Origin of the sequence: Micromonospora sp. NPDC023956 (genome assembly GCF_040639195.1) — a bacterium.
Lineage (GTDB): Bacteria > Actinomycetota > Actinomycetes > Mycobacteriales > Micromonosporaceae > Micromonospora.
Genome location: NZ_JBEZZN010000020.1, coordinates 1 through 25,848, shown reverse-complemented (window position 1 = coordinate 25,848; position 25,848 = coordinate 1). Strand labels below are relative to the sequence as shown.

The 25,848-nt window shown below is 72.3% G+C and carries 25 protein-coding genes and 1 tRNA gene; 5 read left to right on the top strand and 21 right to left on the bottom strand.

Annotated elements, in window-relative coordinates; translation table 11 throughout:
- Window positions 1-23: 23 nt before the first annotated feature.
- The 7 genes from AB0F58_RS27175 to fdh form a co-directional block, all read right to left on the bottom strand.
- On the bottom strand, window positions 24-221 hold the full coding sequence (locus tag AB0F58_RS27175) for a hypothetical protein (protein WP_357148707.1): 198 nt from the start codon (window positions 219-221) through the stop codon (window positions 24-26).
- A 62-nt stretch (window positions 222-283) separates the two neighbouring features.
- Window positions 284-2,041, bottom strand: a complete 1,758-nt coding sequence (gene selB / locus AB0F58_RS27170; protein ID WP_357148891.1) for a selenocysteine-specific translation elongation factor — start codon at window positions 2,039-2,041, stop codon at window positions 284-286.
- Window positions 2,042-2,043: 2 nt separating this feature from the next.
- The gene (gene selA, locus AB0F58_RS27165) at window positions 2,044-3,336 is read right to left on the bottom strand and encodes an L-seryl-tRNA(Sec) selenium transferase (RefSeq protein WP_357148704.1); all 1,293 of its coding nucleotides are present in this window, start codon (window positions 3,334-3,336) and stop codon (window positions 2,044-2,046) included.
- 25 nt (window positions 3,337-3,361) lie between these two features.
- A tRNA-Sec gene (locus AB0F58_RS27160) sits at window positions 3,362-3,457 on the bottom strand.
- 46 nt (window positions 3,458-3,503) lie between these two features.
- Window positions 3,504-4,490 carry an NrfD/PsrC family molybdoenzyme membrane anchor subunit gene (nrfD, locus tag AB0F58_RS27155; RefSeq protein WP_357148701.1) on the bottom strand — a complete coding sequence of 329 codons (987 nt, stop codon included), beginning with the start codon at window positions 4,488-4,490 and terminating at the stop codon, window positions 3,504-3,506.
- Window positions 4,487-5,539, bottom strand: a complete 1,053-nt coding sequence (locus AB0F58_RS27150; protein WP_357148698.1) for a 4Fe-4S dicluster domain-containing protein — start codon at window positions 5,537-5,539, stop codon at window positions 4,487-4,489. The genes nrfD and AB0F58_RS27150 overlap by 4 nt, the downstream gene beginning before the upstream one ends.
- Window positions 5,529-8,780, bottom strand: a complete 3,252-nt coding sequence (fdh, locus tag AB0F58_RS27145) for a formate dehydrogenase (protein ID WP_357148695.1) — start codon at window positions 8,778-8,780, stop codon at window positions 5,529-5,531. The genes AB0F58_RS27150 and fdh overlap by 11 nt, the downstream gene beginning before the upstream one ends.
- 247 nt (window positions 8,781-9,027) lie before the next feature.
- On the opposite strand from fdh, the gene AB0F58_RS27140 reads away from it, so the two are divergent.
- Window positions 9,028-9,369 (top strand): hypothetical protein, encoded by a 342-nt coding sequence (locus tag AB0F58_RS27140; protein ID WP_357148692.1) that lies wholly within the window; start codon window positions 9,028-9,030, stop codon window positions 9,367-9,369.
- Entirely contained in the window at window positions 9,366-10,025 is a 660-nt protein-coding gene (locus AB0F58_RS27135; protein WP_357148689.1) for a nucleotidyl transferase AbiEii/AbiGii toxin family protein, read from the top strand. The genes AB0F58_RS27140 and AB0F58_RS27135 overlap by 4 nt, the downstream gene beginning before the upstream one ends.
- A gap of 38 nt (window positions 10,026-10,063) precedes the next feature.
- Here the strand turns inward: AB0F58_RS27135 and AB0F58_RS27130 are convergent, their stop codons facing one another.
- Together AB0F58_RS27130 and AB0F58_RS27125 are read right to left on the bottom strand one after the other, a co-directional pair.
- A complete protein-coding gene (locus AB0F58_RS27130) occupies window positions 10,064-10,960 on the bottom strand; it encodes an SDR family oxidoreductase (RefSeq protein WP_357148686.1) in 897 nt (298 codons plus the stop codon).
- 128 nt (window positions 10,961-11,088) lie between these two features.
- Window positions 11,089-12,237, bottom strand: a complete 1,149-nt coding sequence (locus AB0F58_RS27125; RefSeq protein ID WP_357148683.1) for a geranylgeranyl reductase family protein — start codon at window positions 12,235-12,237, stop codon at window positions 11,089-11,091.
- Window positions 12,238-12,368: 131 nt separating this feature from the next.
- On the opposite strand from AB0F58_RS27125, the gene AB0F58_RS27120 reads away from it, so the two are divergent.
- Window positions 12,369-12,605: a hypothetical protein gene (locus AB0F58_RS27120; RefSeq protein ID WP_357148680.1), complete on the top strand. Its 237-nt coding sequence runs from the start codon at window positions 12,369-12,371 to the stop codon at window positions 12,603-12,605.
- Between the two features lie 78 nt (window positions 12,606-12,683).
- Window positions 12,684-14,117, top strand: a complete 1,434-nt coding sequence (locus tag AB0F58_RS27115; RefSeq protein ID WP_357148677.1) for an MFS transporter — start codon at window positions 12,684-12,686, stop codon at window positions 14,115-14,117.
- A gap of 7 nt (window positions 14,118-14,124) precedes the next feature.
- On the opposite strand, the gene AB0F58_RS27110 is transcribed toward AB0F58_RS27115, so the two are convergent.
- The 5 genes from AB0F58_RS27110 to AB0F58_RS27090 all read right to left on the bottom strand — a co-directional run bounded on the left by AB0F58_RS27110 (window position 14,125) and on the right by AB0F58_RS27090 (window position 17,719).
- A complete protein-coding gene (locus AB0F58_RS27110) occupies window positions 14,125-15,351 on the bottom strand; it encodes an MFS transporter (protein WP_357148675.1) in 1,227 nt (408 codons plus the stop codon).
- Window positions 15,352-15,455: 104 nt separating this feature from the next.
- Window positions 15,456-16,190 (bottom strand): hypothetical protein, encoded by a 735-nt coding sequence (locus tag AB0F58_RS27105; RefSeq protein ID WP_357148672.1) that lies wholly within the window; start codon window positions 16,188-16,190, stop codon window positions 15,456-15,458.
- A 238-nt stretch (window positions 16,191-16,428) separates the two neighbouring features.
- A complete protein-coding gene (locus tag AB0F58_RS27100) occupies window positions 16,429-16,809 on the bottom strand; it encodes a GNAT family N-acetyltransferase (RefSeq protein ID WP_357148669.1) in 381 nt (126 codons plus the stop codon).
- 3 nt (window positions 16,810-16,812) lie between these two features.
- Entirely contained in the window at window positions 16,813-17,025 is a 213-nt protein-coding gene (locus AB0F58_RS27095) for a hypothetical protein (RefSeq protein WP_357148666.1), read from the bottom strand.
- Window positions 17,026-17,134: 109 nt separating this feature from the next.
- Entirely contained in the window at window positions 17,135-17,719 is a 585-nt protein-coding gene (locus AB0F58_RS27090; RefSeq protein WP_357148663.1) for a hypothetical protein, read from the bottom strand.
- Between the two features lie 393 nt (window positions 17,720-18,112).
- On the opposite strand from AB0F58_RS27090, the gene AB0F58_RS27085 reads away from it, so the two are divergent.
- A complete protein-coding gene (locus AB0F58_RS27085) occupies window positions 18,113-18,712 on the top strand; it encodes a dihydrofolate reductase family protein (protein ID WP_357148660.1) in 600 nt (199 codons plus the stop codon).
- Window positions 18,713-19,053: 341 nt separating this feature from the next.
- Here AB0F58_RS27085 and AB0F58_RS27080 read toward each other — a convergent pair whose 3' ends face one another.
- From AB0F58_RS27080 to AB0F58_RS27050, 7 genes are all read right to left on the bottom strand, one after another.
- Window positions 19,054-19,683 carry an MBL fold metallo-hydrolase gene (locus AB0F58_RS27080; RefSeq protein ID WP_357148657.1) on the bottom strand — a complete coding sequence of 210 codons (630 nt, stop codon included), beginning with the start codon at window positions 19,681-19,683 and terminating at the stop codon, window positions 19,054-19,056.
- Window positions 19,683-20,768: an S-(hydroxymethyl)mycothiol dehydrogenase gene (locus AB0F58_RS27075; protein WP_357148654.1), complete on the bottom strand. Its 1,086-nt coding sequence runs from the start codon at window positions 20,766-20,768 to the stop codon at window positions 19,683-19,685. The genes AB0F58_RS27080 and AB0F58_RS27075 overlap by 1 nt, the downstream gene beginning before the upstream one ends.
- Window positions 20,769-20,949: 181 nt before the next feature.
- Window positions 20,950-21,783: an alpha/beta fold hydrolase gene (locus tag AB0F58_RS27070; protein ID WP_357148651.1), complete on the bottom strand. Its 834-nt coding sequence runs from the start codon at window positions 21,781-21,783 to the stop codon at window positions 20,950-20,952.
- Window positions 21,780-22,631: an SDR family NAD(P)-dependent oxidoreductase gene (locus AB0F58_RS27065; protein WP_357148648.1), complete on the bottom strand. Its 852-nt coding sequence runs from the start codon at window positions 22,629-22,631 to the stop codon at window positions 21,780-21,782. The genes AB0F58_RS27070 and AB0F58_RS27065 overlap by 4 nt, the downstream gene beginning before the upstream one ends.
- On the bottom strand, window positions 22,624-24,111 hold the full coding sequence (locus tag AB0F58_RS27060; protein WP_357148644.1) for an NAD(P)/FAD-dependent oxidoreductase: 1,488 nt from the start codon (window positions 24,109-24,111) through the stop codon (window positions 22,624-22,626). The genes AB0F58_RS27065 and AB0F58_RS27060 overlap by 8 nt, the downstream gene beginning before the upstream one ends.
- Window positions 24,112-24,245: 134 nt before the next feature.
- The gene (locus AB0F58_RS27055) at window positions 24,246-24,851 is read right to left on the bottom strand and encodes an MBL fold metallo-hydrolase (protein ID WP_357148641.1); all 606 of its coding nucleotides are present in this window, start codon (window positions 24,849-24,851) and stop codon (window positions 24,246-24,248) included.
- Window positions 24,852-24,888: 37 nt separating this feature from the next.
- A partial coding sequence (locus tag AB0F58_RS27050; protein ID WP_357148638.1) for a phosphopantetheine-binding protein occupies window positions 24,889-25,848 on the bottom strand: 960 nt, incomplete at its 5' end.

Below are 25,848 nucleotides of genomic sequence, written 5' to 3'. Positions count from 1 at the left end.
AACCCCCCGGTCCGCGCCGCCGGTCAGCCCCGCTCCAGGTCACCCAACTCGATCGAATGGGTCATCAACCACCGCGCCAACGCCGACATCCCGAACAACCAGACCGGCGCGGACTCCGTCGTCCCGTTCGTCGCGACGATCGCGAACCGCAGATCAGGAGCCCGGTACGCCTCGATCCGCCACCGGTGCAGCCGGTCCCGCCAGACCGCCGAAGGGTCCATGCGCCCACCGTAACCACCGGCCCACCCCGCCCCGCCCCGAACCACGCAACCGGCCCGGACGGTCAGCGCGCCACCACCGTGCGCACGTCCCCCGGCAACCGGCGGGTCACCCCCCGACCGTCCAGCAGCTCCAACAACGGCACCGCCACCCGACGGGTCGTGTCCAACGCCTGCCGCGCCGCGCTGAGCGTGAACGGCTGCGGCAACCCCGCCAACACCGCCGCCGCCTCCTCCACCGCCCCCGGCAGCAGCACCACACCGCCCGCCAACCGCACCAGCAGCCCCGCCCGCACCGCCGCCGCGACCTCCCGCGGCCCCAACCCCAACTCGACGAGCCGGTCCGCCTCCGGCGCCCGGAACGGCCGCGACCGCAACTGCGCCCGCAACCCGTCCACCGCCCGCGCCACCGGCTCCGGCAACCCCGCCACCGGCCCCGCAACCACCCGACCACCCCGCACCCGCAGCGGAGCCCGCACCAGCGCCTCCACCAACGACCGCTCCGGCAACCCCAACCGCTGCCGCAGCACCTCCACCGGCACCCCCGGCTCCAACGGATGCTCCCCGCCGTACCGGGACACCTCCGCCACCAGCCGCGCCCCCAACCACGCCCAGTGCTCCGGATCGACCAGCCAGTCCCCCACCACCGGCGCCGCCGTCACCGGTACCCCCATCCGCACCAGATCCGACGCCCGCACCAACCGCCGACGCCGCACCTCCCCCACCGCGTCGGCCCGCCCGTCCAACCCCGCCAGCACCCGCGCCCGCGCCACCGCCGCACCCCGACGCGCCAACGGCGGCGGCGCCACATCCAACACCGTCACCCCACCGGCCACCAACCGCCGCCCCGGATCCCGCAGCACCGCCCGATCCCCCACCAGCAACGGCAACGGCCGCGCCAACCGCAACCGGGCCGTGTCCGCCCCCAACGGCCGCACCCGCACCGGCACCGCCGCCGACCCGACATGCAGCATCACCGACCCCGGCAGGTCCGCCACCGGCTCCCCCGACACCCGCACGTCCACCAGATCCGACCGACCGAACCCGTCCGGCGTCACCAGCGCGTCCCCCCGCGCCACCCGCTCCCGCGCCACCCCCCGCAGATTCACCGCCACCCGCGCCACCGCCGACACCTCGTCCCGGGCCACCCCCAGCCGGTGCAGACCCCGCACCCGCACCCGCGTCCCGTCGGCAGCCACCTCCACCTCGTCGCCGACCCGCAGCCGCCCCGCCCCGAGCGTGCCCGTGACCACCGTGCCGCTGCCCCGCACCGTGAAACACCGATCCACCCACAACCGCACCGGCGCGTCCACCACCGGCGCCGGCAACCGCGCCCCCAACCGGTCCAACGCCGCCCGCAACGCCGGCAGACCCGCCCCCGTCACCGCACTGACCGGCACCACCTCCACCGACCCCAACGACGTCCCGGCCACCTCCGCCCGCGCCCGCGCCACCACCGGCCCCGGATCCGCCAGATCAGCCCGGGTCACCGCCACCAACCCGTACGCCACCCCGAGCGCGTCCAACACCGCCAGGTGCTCCGCCGACTGCGGCATCCACCCCTCATCCGCCGCCACCACCAGCAACGCCGCCGGCACCGGCCCCACCCCGGCCAACATGTTCGGCACGAACCGCTCATGCCCCGGCACGTCCACGAACGCCACCGTCGCCCCCGACGGCAACGACGTCCACCCGAACCCCAGATCGATCGTCATGCCCCGGCGCCGCTCCTCGGCCCACCGGTCCGGCTCCATCCCCGTCAACGCCCGCACCAACGTCGACTTGCCGTGATCCACATGCCCGGCGGTCGCCACCACCCACATGCTCAACCCGCCACCCGCAGCACCGCCGCGCGCACCACCTCGTCCACCGAATCCGGCACACACCGCAGATCCAGCACCAGCCGACCCCGCACCACCCGACCCAGCACCGGCGGATCCCCCACCCGCAACGGCTCCGCGAACCGCTCCGGCAACGCCACCGCCCACGACGGCAACTCCACCCCCGGAGCACCACCCCCACCGACCACCGACACGCACTCCACCACCTCGGCCGGACACCCCTGGACGACCAGCGCGTCCCGCAACCGGTCCGCCCGCACCCGCAGCCCCGCCGCATCCGCCCGCAACGCCCGCCACGTCGGCGTCGCCGGATCCCGCACCGTCGCCGCCAACGCCGCCAGGGTCAACTTGTCCACCCGCAACGCCCGCGCCAGCGGATGCCGCCGCAGCCGCTCCACCACCTCCACCGCACCCCACAACAACCCGGCCTGCGGACCACCCAACAACTTGTCCCCACTGGCCGTCACCAACGCCGCCCCCGCCCGCAACGCACTCGCCGCATCCGGCTCCCCCGGCAACACCGGATCCGGCGCCAACAACCCCGACCCGATGTCCACCACCACCGGCGCCCCCAACGGCACCAGCTCCGCCACCGACACCGACGCGGTGAACCCCGACACCACGAAATTCGACGGATGCACCTTCAACACGAAACCCGTCTGCGGACCCACCGCCGCCGCGTAGTCCGCCACCGACGTCCGGTTGGTGGTGCCCACCTCCCGCAACCGCGCCCCCGTACTCACCAGCAGATCCGGCAACCGGAACCCGTCACCGATCTCCACCAGCTCACCCCGGCTGACCACGATCTCCCGGCCCGCCGCCAACGCCGTCGCCGCCAACACCAACGCCGCCGCACCGTTGTTCACCACATGCGCCGCACCGGCCGCCGGCACCGCCGCCGCCAACGCCTCCACCGCGTCCCGGCCCCGCCGCGCCCGCCGCCCCGTCCGCAGATCCAACTCCACGTCCGTGTGCCCCGCCGCGGCCACCACCGCCTCCACCGCCGGCACACCCAACGCCGCCCGACCCAGGTTCGTGTGCAACACCACCCCGGTCGCGTTCACCACCCGCCGCGGCAACACCGCCGGCAACGACGCCACCGCCGCCGCCGGCACCTCCTCCGGACCGATCTCCCCGGCCCGCGCCCGCCGCTGCGCCCCGACGACCGCCGCCTTGACCCGCTCCCGGCCCCACACCCCGACCGCCGCGACAAGCCGAGGATCCGCCAGCACCACATCCGTACGCGGCACCCGCCGCCGCGGATCATCCGCCCCCACACCCACCACCCGACCCTGCGCACGCTGGCGGAGACGGACGGGAATCGAACCCGCCTGACCCGGATCCCGGGCCACACCGGTTTTGAAGACCGGGAGGGGCACCAGCCGCCTGAACGCCTCCACCCGCACTAAACCACACCAACGGACCACCCACGCGACAAGGTCGCCTACCGGCCCCCCGCCCGCCGATCCAACCGCTGCCGCTGCGGCACCACCGTGTACTTCGGATCCCGCGCCGACGCCACCCCACCATGGAAGATCCCGAACCGCGTCGCCACCGACGCCGCCAGCAACGCCACCCCCGACACCGCCGACACCACCCGACTCCGCCGCCCCAGCAGCGCCCCCACCACCCCGGCCGCCGTCAACACCCGACCCGCCCGCAACAAGCCACCCGCCAACCCCGCCCGGTACGGCTCACTCAACAACCCCAACCGGGTCTCCACCCGATGCGCGCCGACCAACTCCATCGCCGCACCCGCCACCGCCATCCGCCGCGCCGGCCCCGCCTGCCCCACCGGCGCCACCACCAGGCCCACCCCCGCACCACTGGCCAACGCGCTCCCCGCGAACACCACCGGCAACTCCGGCCACGCCTCATGCCACGACGGCACCGCCGTGTCCGCCAACAACACCCCCGTGTACGTCGCCAACGCCGGCGCCGCCACCGCCGCCACCCACCCGGCACCCCGCCCCACCGGCGGCAACACCCGACCCGCCACACCCCACACCCCACGGCGCGGCAACCACGGCGCGGCCTCCGCCACCGCCGCCACCCCCGCCGCCGGCCCGAACACCGCCAGAATCCACGTCCCCACCGACATCGGCGAGGTCACCTTCGCCACCCGCAACATGTGATGGAACCGCGCCGGCCGCCCCAGATCGTGCACCAGGAAAACCGTGCTCGCCCCCACCGCACCCAACGCCACCAGCCGACCCGCCCGCCGCAACACCGGCCGACCCGTCACCTGACCCCCCACCGCCAGCAACGACGACCCCGCCGCCAGCCCCCCGGTGAACAGGTACGCCGGAATGTCCCACCGCCACACCGGCGCCTTCACCACCGGCCGCCCGTAGTACGAGGTGAACTCCACCGGCGGAACCGCCACCTCCTCACCACGACCACCCCGGCGACGCCCCACCGGCCCCGTCACGACGAACCCCCCACGAACGCCGCCACCGCCGCCGCCGCCATCGCCAACGCCGCCACCCCCGCCCGCCGCCACATCCGCGGCAGATCCCGCGTCGTCACCACCGGATCCGGCGGCAACCCGTACACCTCCGGCTCATCCAGCAACAGGAAGAACGCACCATCCCCACCCACCCCGTCACCCGGATCGTGACCGTACAACCGCGCCTCCGGCACCCCCTGCTCGTGCAGCACCGCCACCCGCGCCGCCGCCCGCTCCCGCAACTCCTCCAACGGCCCGTACTGGATCGACTCCGTCGGACACGCCTGCGCACACGCCGGCATCGCCCCCGCACCGATCCGGTCGTAACACAACGTGCACTTCCACACCCGACCATCACCGCGCCGCTGGTCGATCACCCCGTACGGACACGCCGGAACGCAGTACCCACACCCGTTGCAGATGTCCTCCTGCACCACCACCGTCCCGAACTCCGTCCGGAACAACGACCCCGTCGGACACACGTCCAGACACGCCGCATGCGTGCAGTGCTTACACACGTCCGACATCATCAACCAGCGGAAATCCGACCGGCCCCCACCGTCACCCGCCCGCCCCGGCGGCTGCGAACCCGGCATCCCCAGAAACTGCGGCCCCCCACCGGCCATCCGACCCGCCGCCTCCGACGAACCCGTCGACAACCCCGGCCGCGTACCCGAATCATGCGACGACCCCGCCGCCACCCCGGCACTCACCGCACCCGCCGACCCACCCGTCGGCGCACCCGCGAACGCCCCCGAACCCGACGACCCCACCCGCCGCGGCTGCTCCACGAACGCCACATGCCGCCACGAATTCGCCGTCAACGCCCCCGTGTTGTCATACGACATGCCCAACAGGTCCAGACCCGACCCGGGCACCCCGTTCCACTCCTTGCACGCCACCTCACACGCCTTGCACCCGATACACACGCTCGTGTCGGTGAAGAAACCCATCCGCGGCGGCGCATCCGACCAACCCGCGTCCGACACCGGATCCACCGGCCCGAACAGGCTGTCCCCGTCAACCACCATCACCCTCCCCGTCCGCGCCCACCGCCTCCGGCGGCAACCCCGCCCGCCGCCGATACTCCGCCACCAGCCCCCGCAACGCCGCACCCCTCGGCCGCCGACCCACCCGCACGTCGCACGTACCGACCTTGCTCTCCTGGATCAACACATTCGGATCCAACGTGATCCCGAACAGGTCGTTCGCCGAATCACCCGTCACCAGACCCTCGGACCCGAAGTGGTACGGCAACCACACCTGGTGCACCACCCGGCCCTCCACCCGCAACGGCGTCAACCGGTCCGTCACCAACACCCGCGCCTCGATCACCGCCCGACCCGAAACCAGATGCGCCCACCCCAGATGCGCCAACCCCCGCTCGGCCGCCAACTCCGGCGACACCTCCACGAACATCTCCGGCTGCAACTCCGCCAACGGCCCCACCGTCCGGCTCATGCCACCCGCCGTGTGATGCTCCGTCAACCGACTCACCGTGAACACGAACGGAAACACCTCGGAATGCGCCTGCGGCGGCGACGGATTCACCGAGTTCACCCGATGCCCGTACACCTTCCGCGTCGGATTCGCCTGCTGCCCGTACAACGGATTCCGCACCGGCGACTCCGCCGGCTCGAAATGCGTCGGCAACGGCCCGTCCAACACCCCACTCGGCGCGTACAACCAACCCTTGCCGTCACTCTGCATCACGAACGGATCGTCACCCGCGATCCCCGCCGTGCCACTCGCCCCCTCCGGAGGCCGATACGACGGCGGCTTCGTCCGCTCGAAGTCCGGCACGTCGTACCCCGTCCACTCCCCCGCGTCGGAGTCCCACCACACGTACCGTTTCCGCTCACTCCACGGCCGACCCTCCGGATCCGCCGAAGCCCGGTTGTACAACGTCCGCCGGTTCGCCGGCCACGCCCAACCCCACTCCGCCGCCACCCAGTCCTGCTCGTGCCGCGACCGACGCCGCGCCGCCTGGTTCACCCCGTCGGCGAACACCCCGCTGTAGATCCAGCACCCCACCGCCGTCGACCCGTCGTCCGCCGCCTCCGCGAACGACGACAACAACCGACCCGACCCCACCTCGAACCCGTTGATCTCCCGCAGCACCGCCTCCGCACTCGGCTCCGCGAACCGGCCATGCGTCGGATAGTCCCAGGTCAGATCCAACAACGCCCGATCCCGGGGCAACGTCGACGCCGCCAGCCGCTCCCGCAGCCGCAACCCCAGGTGGTAGAAGAACCACAACTCCGACCGGCAGTCACCCGGCGGATCCACCGCCTTCTCCCGCCACTGCAACAACCGCTGCGTCTGGGTGAACGTGCCCTCCTTCTCCACGTGCGACGCCGCCGGCAGGAAGAACACCTCCGTCCGGCACTCCTCCGGCACGATCTCCCCGGTCTCCACCTCCGGCGAATTCCGCCAGAACGTCGCACTCTCGATCAGGAAAAGGTCCCGGACCACCAACCAGTCCAGGTTCGCCATCCCCAACCGCTGCGCCCGACCGTGCGCCGAACCCACCGCCGGATTCTGACCCAACAGGAAGTACCCCTTCACCTTCCCGTCGATCATGTTCAACACCTGCTGGTACGTCCCGTGGTCACCGGTCAGCCGCGGCAGGTACCCGTAACAGAAGTCGTTCTCCGGCGTCGCCGCGTCCCCCCAGTACGCCTTCAACAGACTCGCCGCGTACGCCCGCGCGTTACCCCAGAACCCCTTCTGCCCCGGATGCGAGATGCTCCCCACCCAGTCGTCGAACGTCACGTGCGCGTCGTGTCTCGGCATCGGCAGGTAGCCCGGCAGCAGATTGAACAACGTCGGAATGTCCGTCGACCCCTGGATACTCGCGTGCCCCCGCAGCGCCAGCACCCCACCACCCGGCCGACCCACGTTCCCCAGCAACAACTGGATGATCGCCCCGGTCCGGATGTACTGCACCCCCACGCTGTGCTGCGTCCACCCCACCGAATAGATCAGACACCCGGTCCGCTCCCGACCCGAGTTCTCCGTCCACGCCCGCGCCAACTCCAGGAACTTCTCCTGCGGAATGCCACAGACCCGCTCCACCATCTCCGGGGTGTACCGCGCGAAGTGCCGCCGCAGGATCTGGTACACACAGCGCGGATGCTGCAACGTCTCGTCCCGCTGCACCTGACCGTGCACCGGCGCACCGTGCGACTCGTGCTCCATACCCGCCGCATGGTCCCGCTCACCGGCGGTGTGCCCGGCACCCGAGTCACCCTCGTGCCCGGCGTACTGCCAGCTGTCCTGGACGTACGCACCGGTCTCCGGGTCGAACCCGGAGAAGAACCCGTCACCGTCCTCGGTGTCGGCGAAGTCCTCGCTCACGATCGTCGCCGCGTTGGTGTACGCCAACACGTACTCCCGGAAGTCCAGCTCGTTCTCCAGGATGTACCGGACCACCCCGCCGAGCAGCGCGATGTCCGTGCCCGCCCGGATCGGCAGGTACGTGTCCGCGAGCGCGCTGGTCCGGGTGAACCGGGGATCGACGTGGAACACCCTGGCGCCGCGCCGCTTCGCCTCCATCACCCACTGGAACCCCACCGGGTGGGCCTCGGCCATGTTCGAGCCCTGGATGACGATGACGTCAGCGTTGGCGACGTCCTGCTGGAAGTCCGTCGCACCACCGCGACCGAAGCTGGCCCCCAGACCGGGGACGGTGGCGGAGTGTCAAATCCGCGCCTGGTTCTCGATCTGGAGCGCCCCCATCGCGGTGAACAACTTCTTGATGAGGTAGTTCTCCTCGTTGTCCAGCGTCGCCCCGCCCAGGCTGGAGATTCCCAGCGTCCGGTTCAGCGGGCGTCCCTCGACGTCGACGTCCTCCCAGGTCTCCTCCCGCGCGGCGAGGATCCGGTCGGCGATCATGTCCAGCGCCGTGTCGAGCTCCAGGTCCTCCCACTGGGTGCCGTACGGACGCCGGTACCGGACCTTCGTCTGCCGCAGCGGACTGGTCACCAGGGACTTGCTGGCCGACCCCTTCGGGCACAACCGGCCCCGCGAGATCGGGCTGTCCGGGTCGCCCTCGATCTGGGTCACCCGCTCGTCCTTGACGAACACCCGCTGCCCGCACCCCACCGCGCAGTACGGACACACCGAGCGGGCCACCCGGTCGGCGGTCTCGGTACGCGGGGTGAGCGCCCGCGAACGGGCGGACTGCGCGGCGGCTCCCCGACCGAGCGGGTCGGTGCCGGTGAGCTGCCGGTACACCGGCCAGCCCTGGAGGAAGGTCCGCAGTCCCACCGACCGCCTCCTCCCCTCGCCGCGTTCTTCTGCTGACCCTAGGCCAACGCGGTGGTCCGTGCGAGTGGGTGCGCGGGAGTTCTCCCGTGGTGAGCGGCCACACCACCGCTACGGCATCCTAGGAAGATAGGTAACAGGGATGCTCCGCCGCTCGGAGCGGGACGTGGCGGCGCATCCGGGCGGCGGATCGGACGCCGGCTGCCGCCGGACGACCCGTACCGGCGGGAACGGGGGTTACCCTGACTCCATGCAGGGCCTCTCCCCCACCTCGGCCGGCGTGGCGTTCCTGGCCCGCCCGGGACGCCCGGCCGTGGTCGCGCGCAGTCTCGCCGAGTTGACCGGCCCGAGTCAGGGCCTGGTCGAGCTACCGGTCCGGCTGATGTGGAACACCGAACGCACCTTCGACCTCGGTGACCCGGACGACCTGCTCTGGATGTACGAGAACGTGCTGCGCGAGACCACCCGCTGCGAGGACCTGCGGCAGCTCATCAACGGCCGGACACTGAGGCTGGTCTGGCGCCGGCTCAACCTCCCCCGGGGGGTCCGGCAGGCGTGGGAGAGCCGGCACCGCAGTCTGCGTACCGCGTGAGCACCACCCACCTGAACGAGTTCTACCGGGAGGTCGCCCGGGTGGCCCTCACCGCAGCCGGGCCGCACCGGTTCGTGCTCGGCGGCGGGGTCGCCTGGGCGGCGTACGGCCTGGTCGACCGGCCGACCGAGGACGTCGACCTGTTCGCCGACGTCGAGGGTGCGGCAGCCGCGGCGGCGACCGAGGTCCGGACGGCGCTGGAACGGGCCGGTTTCGCGGTCGCCGACGCCGACCCGGACAGCGAGCTGGCCGACCTGTTCGCCGGGTTCGACCAGGACATGAAGGACTTCGTGGTCACCCGGGACGGTCGTCAGCTCCGGCTGACCCTGGCCCGTCTCGACCGGTACCGCAGCCCGGTGGTGATGGACCTGGGGCCGGTGATGGACGTCCGTGACCTGGTCGCGAGCAAGACCGCGGCGCTGGTCAACCGCCGGGAGGTCCGCGACTACATCGACGTCGCCGCCGCGCTGGACCACTACCCGGTGGCGGACCTGCTGGAGCTGGCCCGGCAACTCGACCCGGCGTTGGACCCGGAGGACGTCGCCGCTGCCGGCCGCTACCTGGACCGGCTGCCCGAGCGACGGTTCGCCCGGTACGGGTTGGACGCCGAGCAGGTCCGCCGACTCCGGGAACGCCTCGCCGGGTGGCCGCGCTGAGGTGACGGCGGCCACCCGACGGTCGCCGGGACGTCGGGTCAGGAGATCGGCTTGCCGCCGGTGACGCCGAGCACCTCGCCGGTGATGTAGCTGGACTCCTGCGAGGCGAAGAAGACGTACGCGGGCGCCAGCTCGGCGGGCTGGCCGGCCCGGCCGATCGGGGTGTCCTCGCCGAAGGACTCGACCTTCTCCTCGGGCATGGTGGCCGGGATCAGCGGGGTCCAGATCGGCCCGGGGGCCACCGCGTTCACCCGGATGCCCTGGTCCGCGAGGTCATCGGCGAGCGCCTTGGTGAAGTTGGCGATCCCCGCCTTGGTCGTCGCGTAGTCCAGCAGTTCCGGCGACGGCTGGTACGCCTGGATCGAGGTCGTGTTGATGATCGCCCCGCCCTCCGGCAGGTGCGGTACGGCGGCCTTGCAGAGCCAGAACATCGCGTACAGGTTCGTCTTGAGCACCCGGTCGAACTGCTCGGTGCTGATCCCGGCGATGCCCTTCTCCTGGGCCATCTGGTAGGCGGCGTTGTTGATCAGGATGTCCAGTCCGCCGAGGTCGCTCACGGCCCGGTCGACCAGGGACTGACAGTGGCTCTCGTCGGTGATGTCGCCCCGCACCGCGATGCCGCGCCGCCCGGCCTCCTCGATCAGCCGCACCGTGTCGCGGGCGTCCGCGTCCTCCTCCTCGCCGAGGTAGGAGATCAGCACGTCGGCGCCCTCGCGGGCGAAGGCGATGGCGACCGCCCGGCCGATACCCGAGTCACCACCCGTGATCAGCGCCCGCTTGCCCTCGAGCCGTCCGCTGCCCCGGTACGAATCCTCGCCGTGGTCGGGCTTCGGCCGCATCTGCCGCGTGGTTCCCGGCGGAGACTGCTGCTGCTGCGGCTGCCCCTGGCCGTACTGGCTGGTGGGGTCCTGCGGGGTGTACTGGTCTTCGCTCACTTCCGTCTCCTCGGGCACGTCGCTGGTGGTTCTACGACTGCCGTACCCTGCGTCGGCGCGCGGAAACAGGCGGCTTGTGGCGCCTCCCGGCGACGGGGAGCCGCCTGCCCGTGGTGGCGGGCGGTGGGTCAGCCGACGCGGGCCGGGGTCCGGGCGGCGGGGAGCCGGTCCAGCAGGGCCAACGCGGCCCGCACCGGCGCCCGGTTCAGGGTCTCGTCGAAGCTGGTCCGGCCCTGGCAGAAGCGGACGAACATCCGCCAGCCGGGTGGGGTGGCGAGCAGCGCGTGGAACACCTCCGGGCGGCGGGCGAAGACGTCCAGCAGCCGGTGACCGGCCCGCATCGACGGCACCAGGTCGGTGTGCACCGCACGCGGGTACCGGTCGAGGTCGCCGGCGGCCACCGCCTCGCCGGCCAGCGCGCCGGAGCGCAGCGCGTAGCTGATGCCCTCCCGGCTCCAGGGTTCCAGGAGACCTGCGGCGTCCCCGGCGACCAGCACCCGGCCCCGCCGCAGCGGGGCGTCGTCGGCGCGGCAGCGGGTCAGGTGACCCGAGTCGTGCGCCGGCTCCAGGCCGGTCAGGCCGAGCCGCTCGAGGAACGACCGCAGGTAGGCGCGGGTCCGCTCCCCCTCGCCACGGGAGGCGATGACACCGACGGTCAACACGTCGCCCTTCGGGAAGACCCAGCCGTACGAGCCGGGCACCGGCCCCCAGTCCAGCAGCACCCGGCCGCGCCAGCGGGCCGCGACGGCCTCCGGTACCGGCAGCTCCTGTTCCAGCCCCAGGTCGACCTGCCGGTACCGGACGTCGACGTGGCGGGCGGTCACGCCCGACGAGCCGTCCGCGCCGACGACGTACCGGGCGGTGACGGTGTCGCCGTCGGCCAGGCGGACGCGGACCTGGTCGGGGTCCTGCTCCAGGGCGCGGACCGGGGCGCGTTCCCGCATCTCGGCCCCGGCGGCGACGGCGGCGTCGCGCAGCCGCAGGTCGAACTCCTCCCGGCGGACCATCGTCACCAGCGGTGCGGTGTGTCGTCGGGTGAACCCGCGTCGACCGTCGCGGGTGAAGGTGATCCGGTCGACCCGGTCGTCGGCGGGGACGTCGATCCGGTCGGCGACGGCGGCGAGCGAGGTGCCGATCAGGCCACCACCACAGGTCTTGTAGCGGGGGTGGGCGGCCCGCTCGACGACGACCGTCCGGAGGCCGGCGCGGGCGGCGGCGTACGCGGCGGTGAGCCCGGCCGGGCCGGCTCCGATCACAGCACAGTCCCAGACGGTCACGCCACGCAGCCTAGGCCACGGCCGGGCCGGAGCCGCTCAAGGAACCGCCCGGACGGTGGGCATCGTCCCCGGCGGGACGGGTAACCGGCGGTGTCACACCGCCCGCCGGGCGGCGGCCGAAGGAGGACGTCATGCAGCAGGTCCCGCTCTCGGAGCTGGAGGAACGGGTCTACCAGGCGGTCTACGCCCTGGAGGTGCAGGGACAGGTGCCGTACCCGGCGGTCATCGCCGAGGAGGCCGGGCTGACCGAGGAGGAGATCGTCGCCCCGTTGCGGATGCTGTCGGAGAAGAACCTGCTGCATCGGGAGGACTCGCCGATGGCCGGGCTGGACTTCGGGCCCCGCTGGTGTGCGCGACAGATGGCGTGACCGGACCGGTGGCTGTTTGCGCAGGCCGGTGCCGGGTAGCGGTCGAGGGTGCGTGATCGTTCCTCGTCCGGTCCGGGCGTGAACCCGGCCGCGGCGGTCACCCCGAGCGAGGACCGCCGCCGCTGGCAGGCGGTCGCGGTCGGCCTGGTCGCGGCGTTCATGACCCTGCTCGACGTCAGCATCGTCAACGTCGCCGTTCCGTCGATCGACCGGACCCTGGGCGCGAGCCCCAGCGACCTCCAGTGGGTCCTCTCCGGGTACGCGCTGACCTTCGGACTGGTCCTGGTGCCGGCCGGACGGCTCGGGGACGCCCGGGGCCGACGCACCGCGTTCGTCGTCGGTATCGCGCTGTTCACGCTGACCAGCGCGCTGGCCGGGTTCGCCACCTCGCCGGCCTGGCTGATCGCTGCCCGGTTGGTGCAGGGAGCTGCGGCGGGACTGGTCAATCCGCAGGTCACCGGCCTGATCCAGGAGCTGTTCCACGGTCCGGAGCGGGGCCGTCCGTTCGGGCTGCTCGGCGCGACGATCGGCATCTCCACCGCGATCGGTCCGCTGCTGGGTGGGCTGCTCATCGCCGTCGGCGGCGAGGAGCACGGTTGGCGGTGGGTGTTCTTCGTCAACGTGCCGGTGGGGATCGCCGCGGTGGTGCTGGGCTGGCGGCTGCTGCCGGCCCCCGTCCGCCGGCAGGGAACCGGGGCACGACAGCTCGACCCGGTGGGGGTGCTGCTGCTCGGCGTCGGCGTGGTGCTGGTGTTGCTCCCGCTCGTACAGCGGGAGCAGTGGCACGGCCTGAGCCGGTGGCTGCTGGTGGCCGCCGGGCTCGCCACCCTGGGCGCGTTCGGGTTCTGGGAACGCTGGTACGCCAGCCGTGGTGAGCCCCTGTTCGACCTGGGGTTGTTCCGGCTGCGCTCGTACACCCTCGGGTCGGTGATCGCGCTGGTCTACTTCGGCGGTTTCACGGCGCTGTTCTTCATCTTCACGCTCTTCCTCCAGAACGGGCTCGGCTACTCGGCGCTGCTGGCCGGTCTGGCGATCACGCCGTTCGCGCTGGGGTCGGCCGCCGCGTCCGCGCTCGGCGGCCGGGTGGTCAACCGGTACGGACGCCCGCTGGTCACCATCGGCCTGCTCACCGTCGTCGTCGGGCTGGGCGCGGTGGTGCTCGCCCTGCGGTTCCTGCCCGACGCCCCGGCACCGCTGGTGACCGCGCTGCCGTTGCTGGTCGCCGGGATCGGCAGTGGACTGGTGATCACGCCCAACCAGACCCTCACCCTCGCCGAGGTGCCGGTACCGGAAGCGGGCAGCGCCGCCGGCATGCTCCAGACCGGGCAGCGGATCGGCGCGGCGGCCGGTATCGCCGCCGTCGGGGCGGTGCTGTTCTCCTCGCTGGCCGACAGCGACGGGGACTGGTCGGTGGCGTTCCGCCACTCGTTGCTGCTCGCCGTCGGCGTCATCTGCCTGGCTCTGCTGGTTGCCCTGCTCGACGTGCACCGGCACCGACGCAACCGGCGCTGACCGTGCTTCAGTCCCGGCCGTGGTCCTCGTCCTCAGGTGTCAGGTCGCCCCGCAGCGTGACACCCGCGACGAGGCAGCAGGCCGCGAAGACGACGGCCCCGGCGAAGACCGGAACGACCAGGTCGACTGTGCCCAGGATTCCGCCGAGCGCTGACCCGGCGGCAAGCCCCAGGAGCCCGAGCACGCGTGCGGCGCCGCCGACGCGCCCGAGCAGATCGTCAGGGATGAGCCGCTGGCGCAACGAGACAGCGCAGATGCTCCAGACGACCGCGTGCAGGATGTACAGCGCCAGGAGCACGCCGGCGACGAACGGGTTCGTCGTGAGGGCGAGCCCTGCCAGAGTCAGCGCCCCTAGAGCCAGGCTGGCCACGATCGTCCACCGATATCCCAGACGTGGCCGCAATCGGGGCGCGAGGAAGGAGCCCAGCAGCCCACCGAGAGCGGAGAAGGCGAGCAGGAGCCCGTAACCGGCACCGTCCAGTTCGAGACGCTCCTGAGCGAAGAGGACGAGGATCGAGAACGGCAGCATGTAGCCGACGCTGGCGAGTGCGCCGAAGAGTGCCAGGCTGCCCACGACCCGGTGGCGCGCGAGCCAGGTGATCCCTTCGCGCGCCTCGGTGTAGATCGATGGTCGGATCGCGGCGGCCGCGCGGGCAGCTGACCTCGACGAGCTGCGGATCGGCAGGGCGAGGGCGACCACGCCCGCCACCGCCCACAGCCCTCCCATCGCGAAGACGGGCGCGGCCGCCGCCAGCGCGAAGAGGAAGCCGCCGAGCGGAGGTCCGGCGAACTCGTCGGCGACAAGCTGAGCAGCCGCGATCCGTCCGTTGGCGGTATCGAGTCGGTCGCGGTCGACCAGCGAGGGCACGATAGCCACGGCCGCGCTGTCGGCCGTGCTCTCCAACGTCCCGACGACGGCCATCGCCGCGTACAGCACTCCCAAGGAGGAGACGCCGAGCTGGATCGTGAGCGCCAGGCCCAGCAGCGCGCCACCCCGCAGCAGGTTGGCCGTCACGATCAGGGTTCGGCGGTCGATCCGGTCGACCCAGACACCGACCGGTAGGGCGACCAGGAGACGGACGAGGGCATAGAGCGTGGCCAGCCCCGCCACGAGACGCGGGTCGTCGGTCATCGAGGCCGCGAGAAGCGGCATCGACACGAAGGCGATCCCGTCGGCCAGATTAGACAGGGCATTCGTGCTCCAGAGAGCGCTGAATCCGCGACCGAGGAGCATCCGTCAACCCTAGAGGCGACCGTCAGGAGTACGGGCCGCTGTCCTGCTGACGTCTGCGGCCGGGCCCCTGGGAGGACAGGGCCCGGCCGGAGCGGGGTGTCAGGTCACCACACCTGCTGGACGATGTCCGCGGCCTGCTCCTCCCACTGCGCGTACGCGAACGGGTAGGCCGAGACCTGCACGGTCTGCGCGGCCACGGTCAGCGGGGCCTCCTGCCAACCACGGACGCCCTTGAGCGTCTCGAAGAACGCGGTCGAGGCGTACTCGGGGTCGGTGATCTGCTCGGGTGTGCCCCACCCGGTCGACGGACGCTGCTGGAACAGGCCCTGCGAGTCGTGGTCGTTGACCGCGCCGAGGTGGCCGAGGTTGTAGAGCTTCGACTCCTGCAACGCGGTGGCCACGCCGATCACGGCGCCCCGCTCGCCGACGCCGGTCTCCTTGGCGGTCTCGACGATGGCCTCGGCGTTGGCCAGCTGCGCGTCGTCGAGCGGGATGCGCGACTGCGCGCCCTGCACGCCGTGCGGGACGAGGCGGTCGAGGTCGGGCTTCTCCGACCGGCTGTCCGATTCGGCCGTGTCGGCGCGGAGCGTTTCGGTCGGGGCGGCGGTGCCCGGGTTCGCCGCGCCACGGTTCTTGCCGGTGGCCAGGTCGATGGCGGCCACCGCGTCCGGGTGCGGCCCGCCGGTGAGGGGGTCGGCGTACGCGGCCGGCGCGAGGGCCAGCCCGCCCAGGGCGACCACACCGGCGATGCTGAGGGCGGTCCGGCGGTTCGGGGTCTGCACGATGCGGTTCGAGGTCTTCACGATGGCGGGGAGCCATCGAGTGAAGTGCGACTTCACGATGGTTGCCCTTTCGATCGATGGACGGTGCGGGACGTACCCCGAGGGTTTGGCTCCGGGGGTACGGGGGACACAACCAGCTTGACTGGCCGGGCATTCCAGAAATGTCGCCCGCTGCTCGACTGCGGCCCGCGTCACGCCCCACGGAACCGGACAGCGCGTGTCAGGGCCGCCTCGCGAGCGCACGAGGAGGTGTCAGACGAGCCGACCCGTCCGGCAGAGTCGCGTGATCGCCCTACTACTGGGGCAGACGGAGTTCGCCGACTCTGACAGGTGCGAACCGGTCACGGTGCCGCCAGGCAGGTGGGTCGGGACCGTCCGCACGGTGCTGCCCTTCACGCACGAATCCGAGCTTCTCCAGGTCGCGGGCAGATGGCGCGTTGCGCGTGTCGGTATCGGCCTGGACTCGATTCAGGTCAAGCGTGTCGAATGCCCAGTGCAGCAAGACGCGCGCGGCCTCCGTCGCGTAGCCGTGGCCCCATGCGGCGTCGTCGAAGCAGTAGCCCAGCGACGCGCTGCGGTAGTCCGGATTCCACCGAGTCAGACTGCACCAGCCGATGAACGCCCCGTCGAAAACACGGTCCACGGCCAGCCGCGTCCCGGTACCTTCTTCTGCCATCTGTCAGTACTCGATGGAGGCCCCGGCGCTTGGTTGACTGTCCCGGCCCGCCAAATCCTGCTCGACGACATCGTCGACCGGTACGTCACGTTCGCCGAGGACTACCGAGAGATCGAGGTGGACCCGACGGTGATCGAGCACGTCGTCGCGCACCGCCCACTCACTGACGACGTTGTGCAGGCTGTAACCCCGGAAGGAACCGTTGCCAGGATGCACGAGGACCTCACCGCGATTGCATGCCCGATCACGAGGGCATGACTCGCCGTGCAGCGATCGGATTGCGGCATGTCCGGACGCCGCTACTGGCTTGCTGACAGTTGTCCGGTCACCTCAGCCCGCAGCCTGCCGTATTTGTCGCCCGCCATGCCGGCCAGTCCTGGGGCCAGGTGTCTGGCCAGTTGTCGTACGGGGCTGCCGGCACGATCCGGGTACGGCTGAGCACGTCTCGGGTGAGCCGTTCGGCGATGTCGTCGATATCGGCGGCGGTCAGCGGCACCCAGTGGTCGAAGCGCTTGTCGACTACGCCGTTGACCAGCGCCTCCGCGTGTTCCGCCGGCACGTCGGCGGCAGTGAGAAGCCACTGGAGGACCAGGCGGCACCAACCCTGCCAGCCGTCGTTATCCACGACAGGGGCAACGACGGTCCTCAGCAGGTGCGCGGCGGCGGCCTCCCAGGTGGCCACGATGTCGCCCGGCCCCGCTTGTGCCGGATCGAGCAACGGCAGGAACCGGTCGAACCGCTCGGCCAGGCTGTCCAACCACCGCCGCCAGACCAGGAGCGATTCGGCGACAAAGGCCGGCGCCTCGGCTGCTGTGGGGATGCGGTCGGTGACGCAGCCCAGCCGCTCGCCCTCGCCAGGCCCCCAGTGCCAGCGGTAAGCCCACGATCCGTAACGGTCGGACAGTGCCATGCTGACGGCTTCGACCCATGCCCAGGCTTCGGATTCCCCGATCCACCGACCCTCGCGCCATACCGGCACGGCTGGCGGCGCGGGCACCATTGTCCGAACCAGAGCTGGCACCTCGGTCGGGTCGAACGGGTTTCGCGCGGGGTCAACGTCCGCCCACGTCGCCAGCGCTGGTGGTGTTCTCGGCCGGTCGTTCGCCATAGAACGTGCACGGGTGATTCCCGATCGCGGGCACCGAGCGGCGGGAGTCTGAGGACGTTTCCGGCACGGTGTCGGATCTGCCGGCGGTCGTTCGTAGAACAGGTGAGGGCAGTCGGTTTTGGCCTCCCAGGACAAGGGAGTCGTCAGACGGCCCGAAACTTGATCTAGTTCGATCGACAGTGGAGAGGTAACGGCGTGGGCAAGCTCATCTACGTGACGAACGTGTCGCTTGACGGCTACATCGAGGACGAACGGGGCGCGTTCGACTGGTTCCCCACCGGCGACGAGGTATTCGCGTTCACCACCGAGCTCCTGCGGTCCGTGGGCACGTTTCTCTACGGGCGGCGCCTGTACGAGGCGATGGCCGTCTGGGAGACCGACGCCGCTCTGGCCGCGCAGTCCGACCTCATGGCTGACTTCGCGAGCGCCTGGCAGGCGGCGAGCAAAGTCGTGTACTCCACGACCCTCGCTACGGTGTCAACGGCCGACACCCGACTCGAACGCCGTTTCGACCCCGCCGCAGTACACGAGCTGAAGGTCACGGCCGGCAGCGATCTCACCATCGGAGGTGCCAACCTGGCGGCGCAGGCTTTCAAGGCCGGGCTGGTCGACGAGTGCCAGCTGTTCGTCCTGCCCGTTGTCATCGGCGGGGGTAAGCCAGGGCTTCCGGCCGGCATGCGCGCAGAGCTCGATCTCCTCGATGAGCGCCGATTCCGAAACGGCGTCGTACACCTCCGCTACCGCCCTCGGGCAGTGAACGACAGCCCTGTCCGTTCGCCGGCGGCGCTTGCGTGACAGGCGGAGCGCTGACGACTGGAACGCCCGAGAACGACCCGCCTTCAGCTATCCGTCGGCATGCCAGCCGCACGCTCGTCGACCGCTTCCGACGCACCCGCTCATCGGCAGATCAGGGGCCTGTCCGACGCGTCGGACAGATGTGGTCCGAGGCGGTCGCGCAACCTGTGATCCACCTGTGCGGGCGTCGTTGTGCTATGCCGGACAGGCCAGCGCTGGGACGCCATCGCCACCGCGTCGAGACCGGTCTACCCGGCGGCGGCCGAGGCCGCCGCCGGGAACGCTTCACCGAGTCCACCCAGGCGTGGGGCGGGAAGGCTGCCAGTCGGGTGGGCCGGGGATCAGTGGCCGCGGGCGAGCCAGTCGGGCAGGTGGGGGGCCTCGGCGCCGATGCTGGAGCTGTCGCCGTGGCCGGTGTGCACGGTCGTCTCCGGCGGGAGGGTCAGCAGCCGCTCGCGGATCGACTCGACGATCGTGCCGAAGTCGCTGAACGACCGCCCCGTCGCGCCGGGACCACCGGCGAAGAGGGTGTCGCCGGTGAAGACCGCGGTGAGGTCGGGGGCGTGGAAGCTGCACGCGCCCGGGCTGTGGCCGGGGGTGTGCAGCACGCGCAGGGTGATGCCGGCGACCTCGATGGTCTCGCCGTCGCGCAGCTCGCCGTCGGGCGGCACGTCCGGGTGGACCATGTCCCAGAGCACCCGGTCGGCGGGGTGCAGCAGCACCGGCGCGCCCGTCGCCCGGCTCAGCTCGGGGGCCACCCGGACGTGGTCGTCGTGGGCGTGGGTGGCCAGGATCGCCCGGACCCGCCGACCGGCGACGGTCCGCAGGATCGCCTCGACGTCGTGCGGGGCGTCGAGCACGACGCACTCGGTGTCGTCGCCGATGACCCAGACGTTGTTGTCCACGTCGAAGGTCTGACCGTCGAGGGAGAACGTGCCGCTGGTGACGGCGTGGTCGATGCGGGCCGGCATCAGAGGACCACCACCGAGCGGAGCACGTCGCCGGCGTGCATCCGGCCGAAGGCCTCCTCGACCTGGTCCAGGCCGATCTCCTCGGTGACGAAGGCGTCGAGGTCGAGCCGTCCCTGGAGGTACAGCTCGGTCAGCAGCGGGAAGTCCCGGCTGGGCAGGCAGTCGCCGTACCAGCTCGACTTGAGCGCGCCACCCCGACCGAAGACGTCCAGCAGCGGCAGGTCGACGGTCATCTCGGGAGTGGGCACCCCCACCAGGACGACCGTGCCGGCGAGGTCGCGGGCGTAGAAGGCCTGCTTCCAGGTTTCCGGGCGGCCCACCGCGTCGATCACGACGTCGGCGCCGAAGCCGCCGGTGGCCGCGCGGATCGCCTCGACCGGGTCCTCGGCGGACGCGTCGACGGTGTGCGTGGCCCCGAACTTGCGGGCCCAGTCGAGCTTGCGGGCGTCGCGGTCGACGGCGACGATCGTCGTCGCTCCGGCCAGCACCGCACCGGCGACCGCCGCGTCGCCGACGCCACCGCAGCCGATCACCGCCACCGAGTCGCCCCGGCCGACCGCGCCGGTGTTCATCGCCGCGCCGAGCCCGGCCATCACGCCGCAGCCGAGCAGGCCCACGGCGGCCGGTCGGGCCGCCGGGTCGACCTTCGTGCACTGCCCGGCGTGGACCAGGGTCTTCTCGGCGAACGCGCCGATGCCCAGCGCCGGGGTGAGTTCGGTGCCGTCGGTGAGGGTCATCTTCCGGGTCGCGTTGTGGGTGGCGAAGCAGTACCACGGGCGGCCCCGGCGGCAGGCGCGGCAGTCACCGCAGACCGCCCGCCAGTTGAGCACCACGAAGTCGCCGGGGGCGACCCCGGTGACCCCCTCCCCCACCTGTTCGACGATGCCGGCGGCCTCGTGGCCGAGCAGGAACGGGTAGTCGTCGTTGATGCCACCCTCCCGGTAGTGCAGGTCGGTGTGGCACACCCCGCAGGACTGGACGCGGACGACAGCCTCGCCCGGTCCCGGGTCCGGCACGACGATCGTGGCGACCTCGACCGGTGCGCCCTTGCGTCGGGAGATCACTCCCCGGACTTCCTGGCTCACGCGCTCCCCCTCGTTCTCCGCCGCGCCGGGGCGCCACGGGTCGTGGATCATGTCCAACTGGAAACCTACTCCGGTATCCCCGCCCCGCGCCCCGATCACCCGGGGACGACACCCGGGGGCCTCCGCCGAGAGCGGGACGGGCGAGCCCAGCCGGGCGGGCGACGGGGCAGCCGCCGGCCGGTCAGCCGGGGGTGGCCCAGAAGTCGGCGACCACCCGGCTGAAGTCCTCGGCGCACTCCACCTGGGGCAGGTGGCCGCAGCCGGTGAAGAGGTGCGTGACGGCGTGGGGCAGCCGGGCGCGGGCCGCCGCGAGGTGCGTGACGGGCAGGATCAGGTCCCGGTCGCCCCAGGTGACCAGCACGGGCAGCGGCAACGCGGCCACCGCGTCGAGCAGGGCGGACCGCCACTGCGGGTGGACGCCGCGCACCCCGCCGAGGCTGCGCAGGGTCTCCAGCATCACCCGGGCGGCGTGCGGCTCGCGGGCCAGGGCGAGGGCGTGCGCGACCCGGGCCTCGGTGACGTGGGCCGGGTCGTGGAACAGCGACCGGGTCACCCGGCGGGCCGCGAGCCGGCTGGGTCGCAGCAGCATCCGCCCGAGGGGGCGGATGGCCAGGATCCGCAGCGCCAGGGTCACCTCCCGACCGAAGCCGGCGCTGTTGACCAGTACCAGGCTGGCCACCCGGGCCGGGTCGCGGACGGCCAGTTGCATGGCGACGGCCCCGCCGAGGGAGTTGCCGGCCAGGTGCGCCGGGCCGGTGATGCCGACCGCGTCGCAGAACCGCGCCACCGCGTCGGCCAGCGCCGGCAGGGTGTGCGGTACGGGCAGCGGCGCGCTGTGGCCGTAGCCGGGAAGGTCGAGGGAGTGGACCCGGTACCGGTCACGGAGCAGGTCGTGCTGCTCGGTCCAGTCGTCGAGGCTGCGGCTGATGCCGTGCAGCAGCACCACCGGCGGCCCGGCCCCGTCGACCCGGTAGCGGACCCGACGACCGTCGACGGTGAGCCAGGTGGCGGTCATGCCCGGTCCCGCCGGGGCGGGGCGGAACGCCGGCCACCGAGGGCGAACAGTCGGCCGTAGGAGCCGGGCAGGAGCCGGGCGAGCAGATCGGGCAGGGTCGCCGACCAGCCGATCAGCACCCGGCCCCGGCGGCGGCGCGCGCCGTCGAGGATGACCTCGGCGGCGCGGGCGGGGTCGATGGTGAGCAGCTTCTCGAACTGGCGGCGGCCGGCCTCGTACTCGTCGGGGTCGACGCCACTGCCGACCCGGGCGCTCTCGGCGATCCGGGTACGGATGCCGCCCGGGTGCACGCAGGTCACGCCGACGCCGTCGGGGGCCAGCTCGTGCCGCAGCGCCTCGGTGAAGCCCCGGACGGCGAACTTGCTGGCCGAGTAGGCGGCCTGCCCGGGTGGGGCGATCAGGCCGAAGAGGCTGGAGAGGTTGACCAGGTGGGCGCCGGGTTCGGCCTTCAACGCGGGCAGCAGGGCGTGGGTCAGTTGCACCACCGCCCGGAAGTTGATGTCGATCACCCAGGAGAACTCCTCCAGGGTCACCTCGTCGAACCGGCCGCCGAGGGCGACCCCGGCGTTGTTGACCAGCAACCGGATCGCCGGGTGGGTGGCGCGTACCGTCTCGGCGACCTGGGCGGTGGCCCCGGCGTCGGCCAGGTCGACGACGTGGGTGTCGACGCGGCGGGCGGGGTGCGCGGTCCGTACGGCGGCGGCCACCCCGGCGAGCCGGTCGGCGTCCCGGTCGAGCAGGACGAGATGGCTGCCCCGGCGGGCCAGACCGTGGGCGAGGGCCGCGCCGATGCCGCCGGCCGCGCCGGTGACCACCGCGGTGCCGTCGGCGAAGACCAGGTCACGCACGGGGCGCTCCCCCGGTGGCGACCGACGCGGTGGCCCGGGAGAACCGCACGCCGTCGTCGACCGGACCGTGGCGCATCGTCCACACGTCGCGGGGGTAGTTCTGGTGCAGCCGCCACGGCGTGTCGGGGCCCTGTTTGGGCAGGGCGTCGACGCTGCGCAGCACGTAGCCGGCGCGCAGGTCGATGATGGGCTCCAGCCGGTCGGTGTCCGGGGCGAGCGGGGTGCAGACCTGGTGACCGTGCCGGTCGAGGTGGCGCAGCAGCCGGCAGACGTACCCGGCGACGAGGTCGGCCTTGAGCGTCCAGGAGGCGTTGGTGTAGCCGAGGGTCATCGCGAAGTTCGGCACACCGGAGAGCATCATGCCCTTGTAGGCGACGGTGCGGGCCAGGTCGACCCGGTCACCGTCGACGGTCAGCTCGATGCCGCCGACGGCGAGCAGGTTCAGTCCGGTGGCGGTGACGACCACGTCGGCCGGCAGGTCCCGACCGGAGGTGAGACGGATGCCGGTCGCGGTGAACGTCTCGACGGTGTCGGTGACCACCTCGGCCCGGCCGGACCGGACGGCGGCGAAGAGGTCGCCGTCGGGGACCACGCAGAGGCGCTGGTCCCAGGGGTCGTACCGGGGCGAGAAGTGCCGGTCGACGTCGTAGCCGGCGGGTAGTTCCCGGCGCACGCCGCGCCGCAGCACGGAGCGGGCCAGCCGGGGCGCGCGGCGGCTGAACTGGAACATCGCCATCGTGACCAGGACGTTCTTCCACCGGACCAGCGGATAGGCGAGGTGGGCGGGCAGCCGGCGGCGCAGGGCGTCGGCGAGCCGGTCCCGGGACGGCAGCGACACCACGTAGCCGGGCGAGCGTTGCAGCATGGTGACGTGGGCGGCGCGTTCGGCCAGCGCCGGCACGAGGGTGACCGCGGTCGCGCCGCTGCCGATCACCACCACCCGGCGCCCGGTGTGGTCGAGGTCCGCTGGCCAGTGCTGCGGGTGCACGATCCGGCCGGTGAACCGGTCGGCGCCCGGCAGGGGTGGGGTCCAGCCCTCGTCGTACCGGTAGTAGCCGGCGCACGCGTAGAGGAAGCGGCAGGTGAGGACGACGGTTTCGCCGGTGTCGGTACGGTGTGCCCGGACCGTCCAGCGGGCGTCGGCGCTGGACCACTCGGCGGCCACCACCCGGTGCCGGAACCGGATCAGCGTGTCGACGCCGTACTCGCGGGCGGTCTCGCGCACGTAGCGGCGGATCGATTCGCCGTCGGCGATGGCCTTCGGGTCGGTCCAGGGACGGAACGAGTAGCCGAGGGTGAACATGTCGGAGTCGGACCGGACGCCGGGATAGCGGAAGAGGTCCCAGGTGCCACCGACGGCGTCCCGGCCCTCGAGGATGGCGACGGTCTTCTCCGGAGTGCTGCGGCGCAGGTGGCAGGCGGCACCGATCCCGGAGAGGCCGGCTCCGACGATGAGTACGTCGACGTGGTCCACTGCCATGCCCGCTCCGTTCCCACGCCGCGTCACCACCGGTCGACCGACCGGCACTACCGGACAGTAACCAGCACGGACGGACGGGTCAACGCCCGCGGGCACGCCCCGTCACCGCCCGGTGATGCACGGTGGCCGGCCGGTCAGGCGGTCTCGCCGGGCGCGAGATGCCGGTACCGTCCGCCCAGGGTTTCGCCGAACCAGCCGTTGACGCTGGCCATGCCGCGCGCGTTGAGTTGCGCGTCGTGGATCGGGAAGATCCGTGCCGGGTCCACCGCGCGGGCGAAGTCGATCGCCTCGGTCAGTTTCAGCCAGGAGGCCTGCGCCGGCACGAGCAGGGTCTCCACCGGGACGTCCGGAACGTGCAGCGAGTCGCCCGGATGGTAGAGCCGGTCGTCGACGAGGTAGCCGAGGTTGGCGCACTCGGGTTGTCCGTCGTGGATGGTGGCGTGCCGGCCACCGAGGGCGGTCACCGTGAACCCGGCGGCGGTGAAGCGTTCCCCGGGGTGCACCCGGATCACCGGCAGCGGGGCGAGGTCACCCAGCCGCGCCTCCGCCGGCACGTGCACCGGTACGCCGAGCCCGGCCAGGCGGAGCACGTCCACGTGGTCGGTGTGCTCGTGGGTGACCAGGACGGCGTCCGCGCCGGCCAGGGCGCGGGGTTCGCTCCAGGTGCCCGGATCGACGACCAGCACCCGCCCCTCGTGTTCGAGGCGGACGCAGGCGTGGGTGAACTTGGTGACCTTCACCGGGGCACCGTACCCACACCGGCCCCGGTACGGCTGCCTAGAGCGAGCCGGTGGATCGGCTCTCGACGTAGTCGGCGATCTCCGCGACGGTCGGGTGCGCGAAGAGCGTCCGTGGGGTGGGCTCGACGCCCAGTTCCCGGCTCATCCGGTTGACCACCTCGACGACCAGGAGACTGTGTCCGCCCAGCGCGAAGAAGTTGTCGTGCACCCCCACCCGTTCGACGCCGAGCGTGCCGCGCCAGATGTCCGCGACCCGTCGCTCCAGTGGGGTACGGGGTGCGAGGTACGCGTCGGTGAGCGCGGTGTCGGCGAGGTCGGGCTCGGGCAGGCGACTCCGGTCGACCTTTCCGTTGGGGGTGAGCGGGAGGGCGTCGAGGAAGAGGAAGGCCGAGGGGATCATGAAGTGCGGTAGTTCGGCCGCCAGCCGCCGGCGGATGCCCTCCTCACCGTCACGGTCCCCCACCACATAGGCCACCAGCCGGGGATCGGCCTCCGCGCCGTGGCGTACCGCCGTCACCACCACCTCGGACACCCCCGTGCACCCGAGCAGCGCCGCCTCCACCTCCCCCAGCTCCACCCGGAAACCGCGCACCTTCACCTGGAAGTCCATCCGACCGTGGAACTCCACCTCACCCGAGGACAGGAACCTCCCCAGGTCGCCGGTCCGGTACATCCGGGAACCCGCCGCACCGAAAGGGTTCGGCACGAACCGTTCCGCCGTCAACCCCGGCCGATTGAGGTAACCCCGGGCGAGCGCGTCGCCGGCCAGGCAGATCTCGCCGACCACCCCGTCGGGCACGGGACGCAGCCGCGCGTCGAGGACCATCAGCTGGGTACGCCCGGGAGCGCCGATGGTGACGTGCCGGTCGTCGGTCACCTCGCCGCTGCACGCGGGGGCGTACTCGGTGGGGCCGTAGAGGTTGAACACCCGCGCCCCCGGCGCCACCCGACGCAACCCCCGCACCAACTCCCCCCGCAACGGCTCACCCGCCAAACT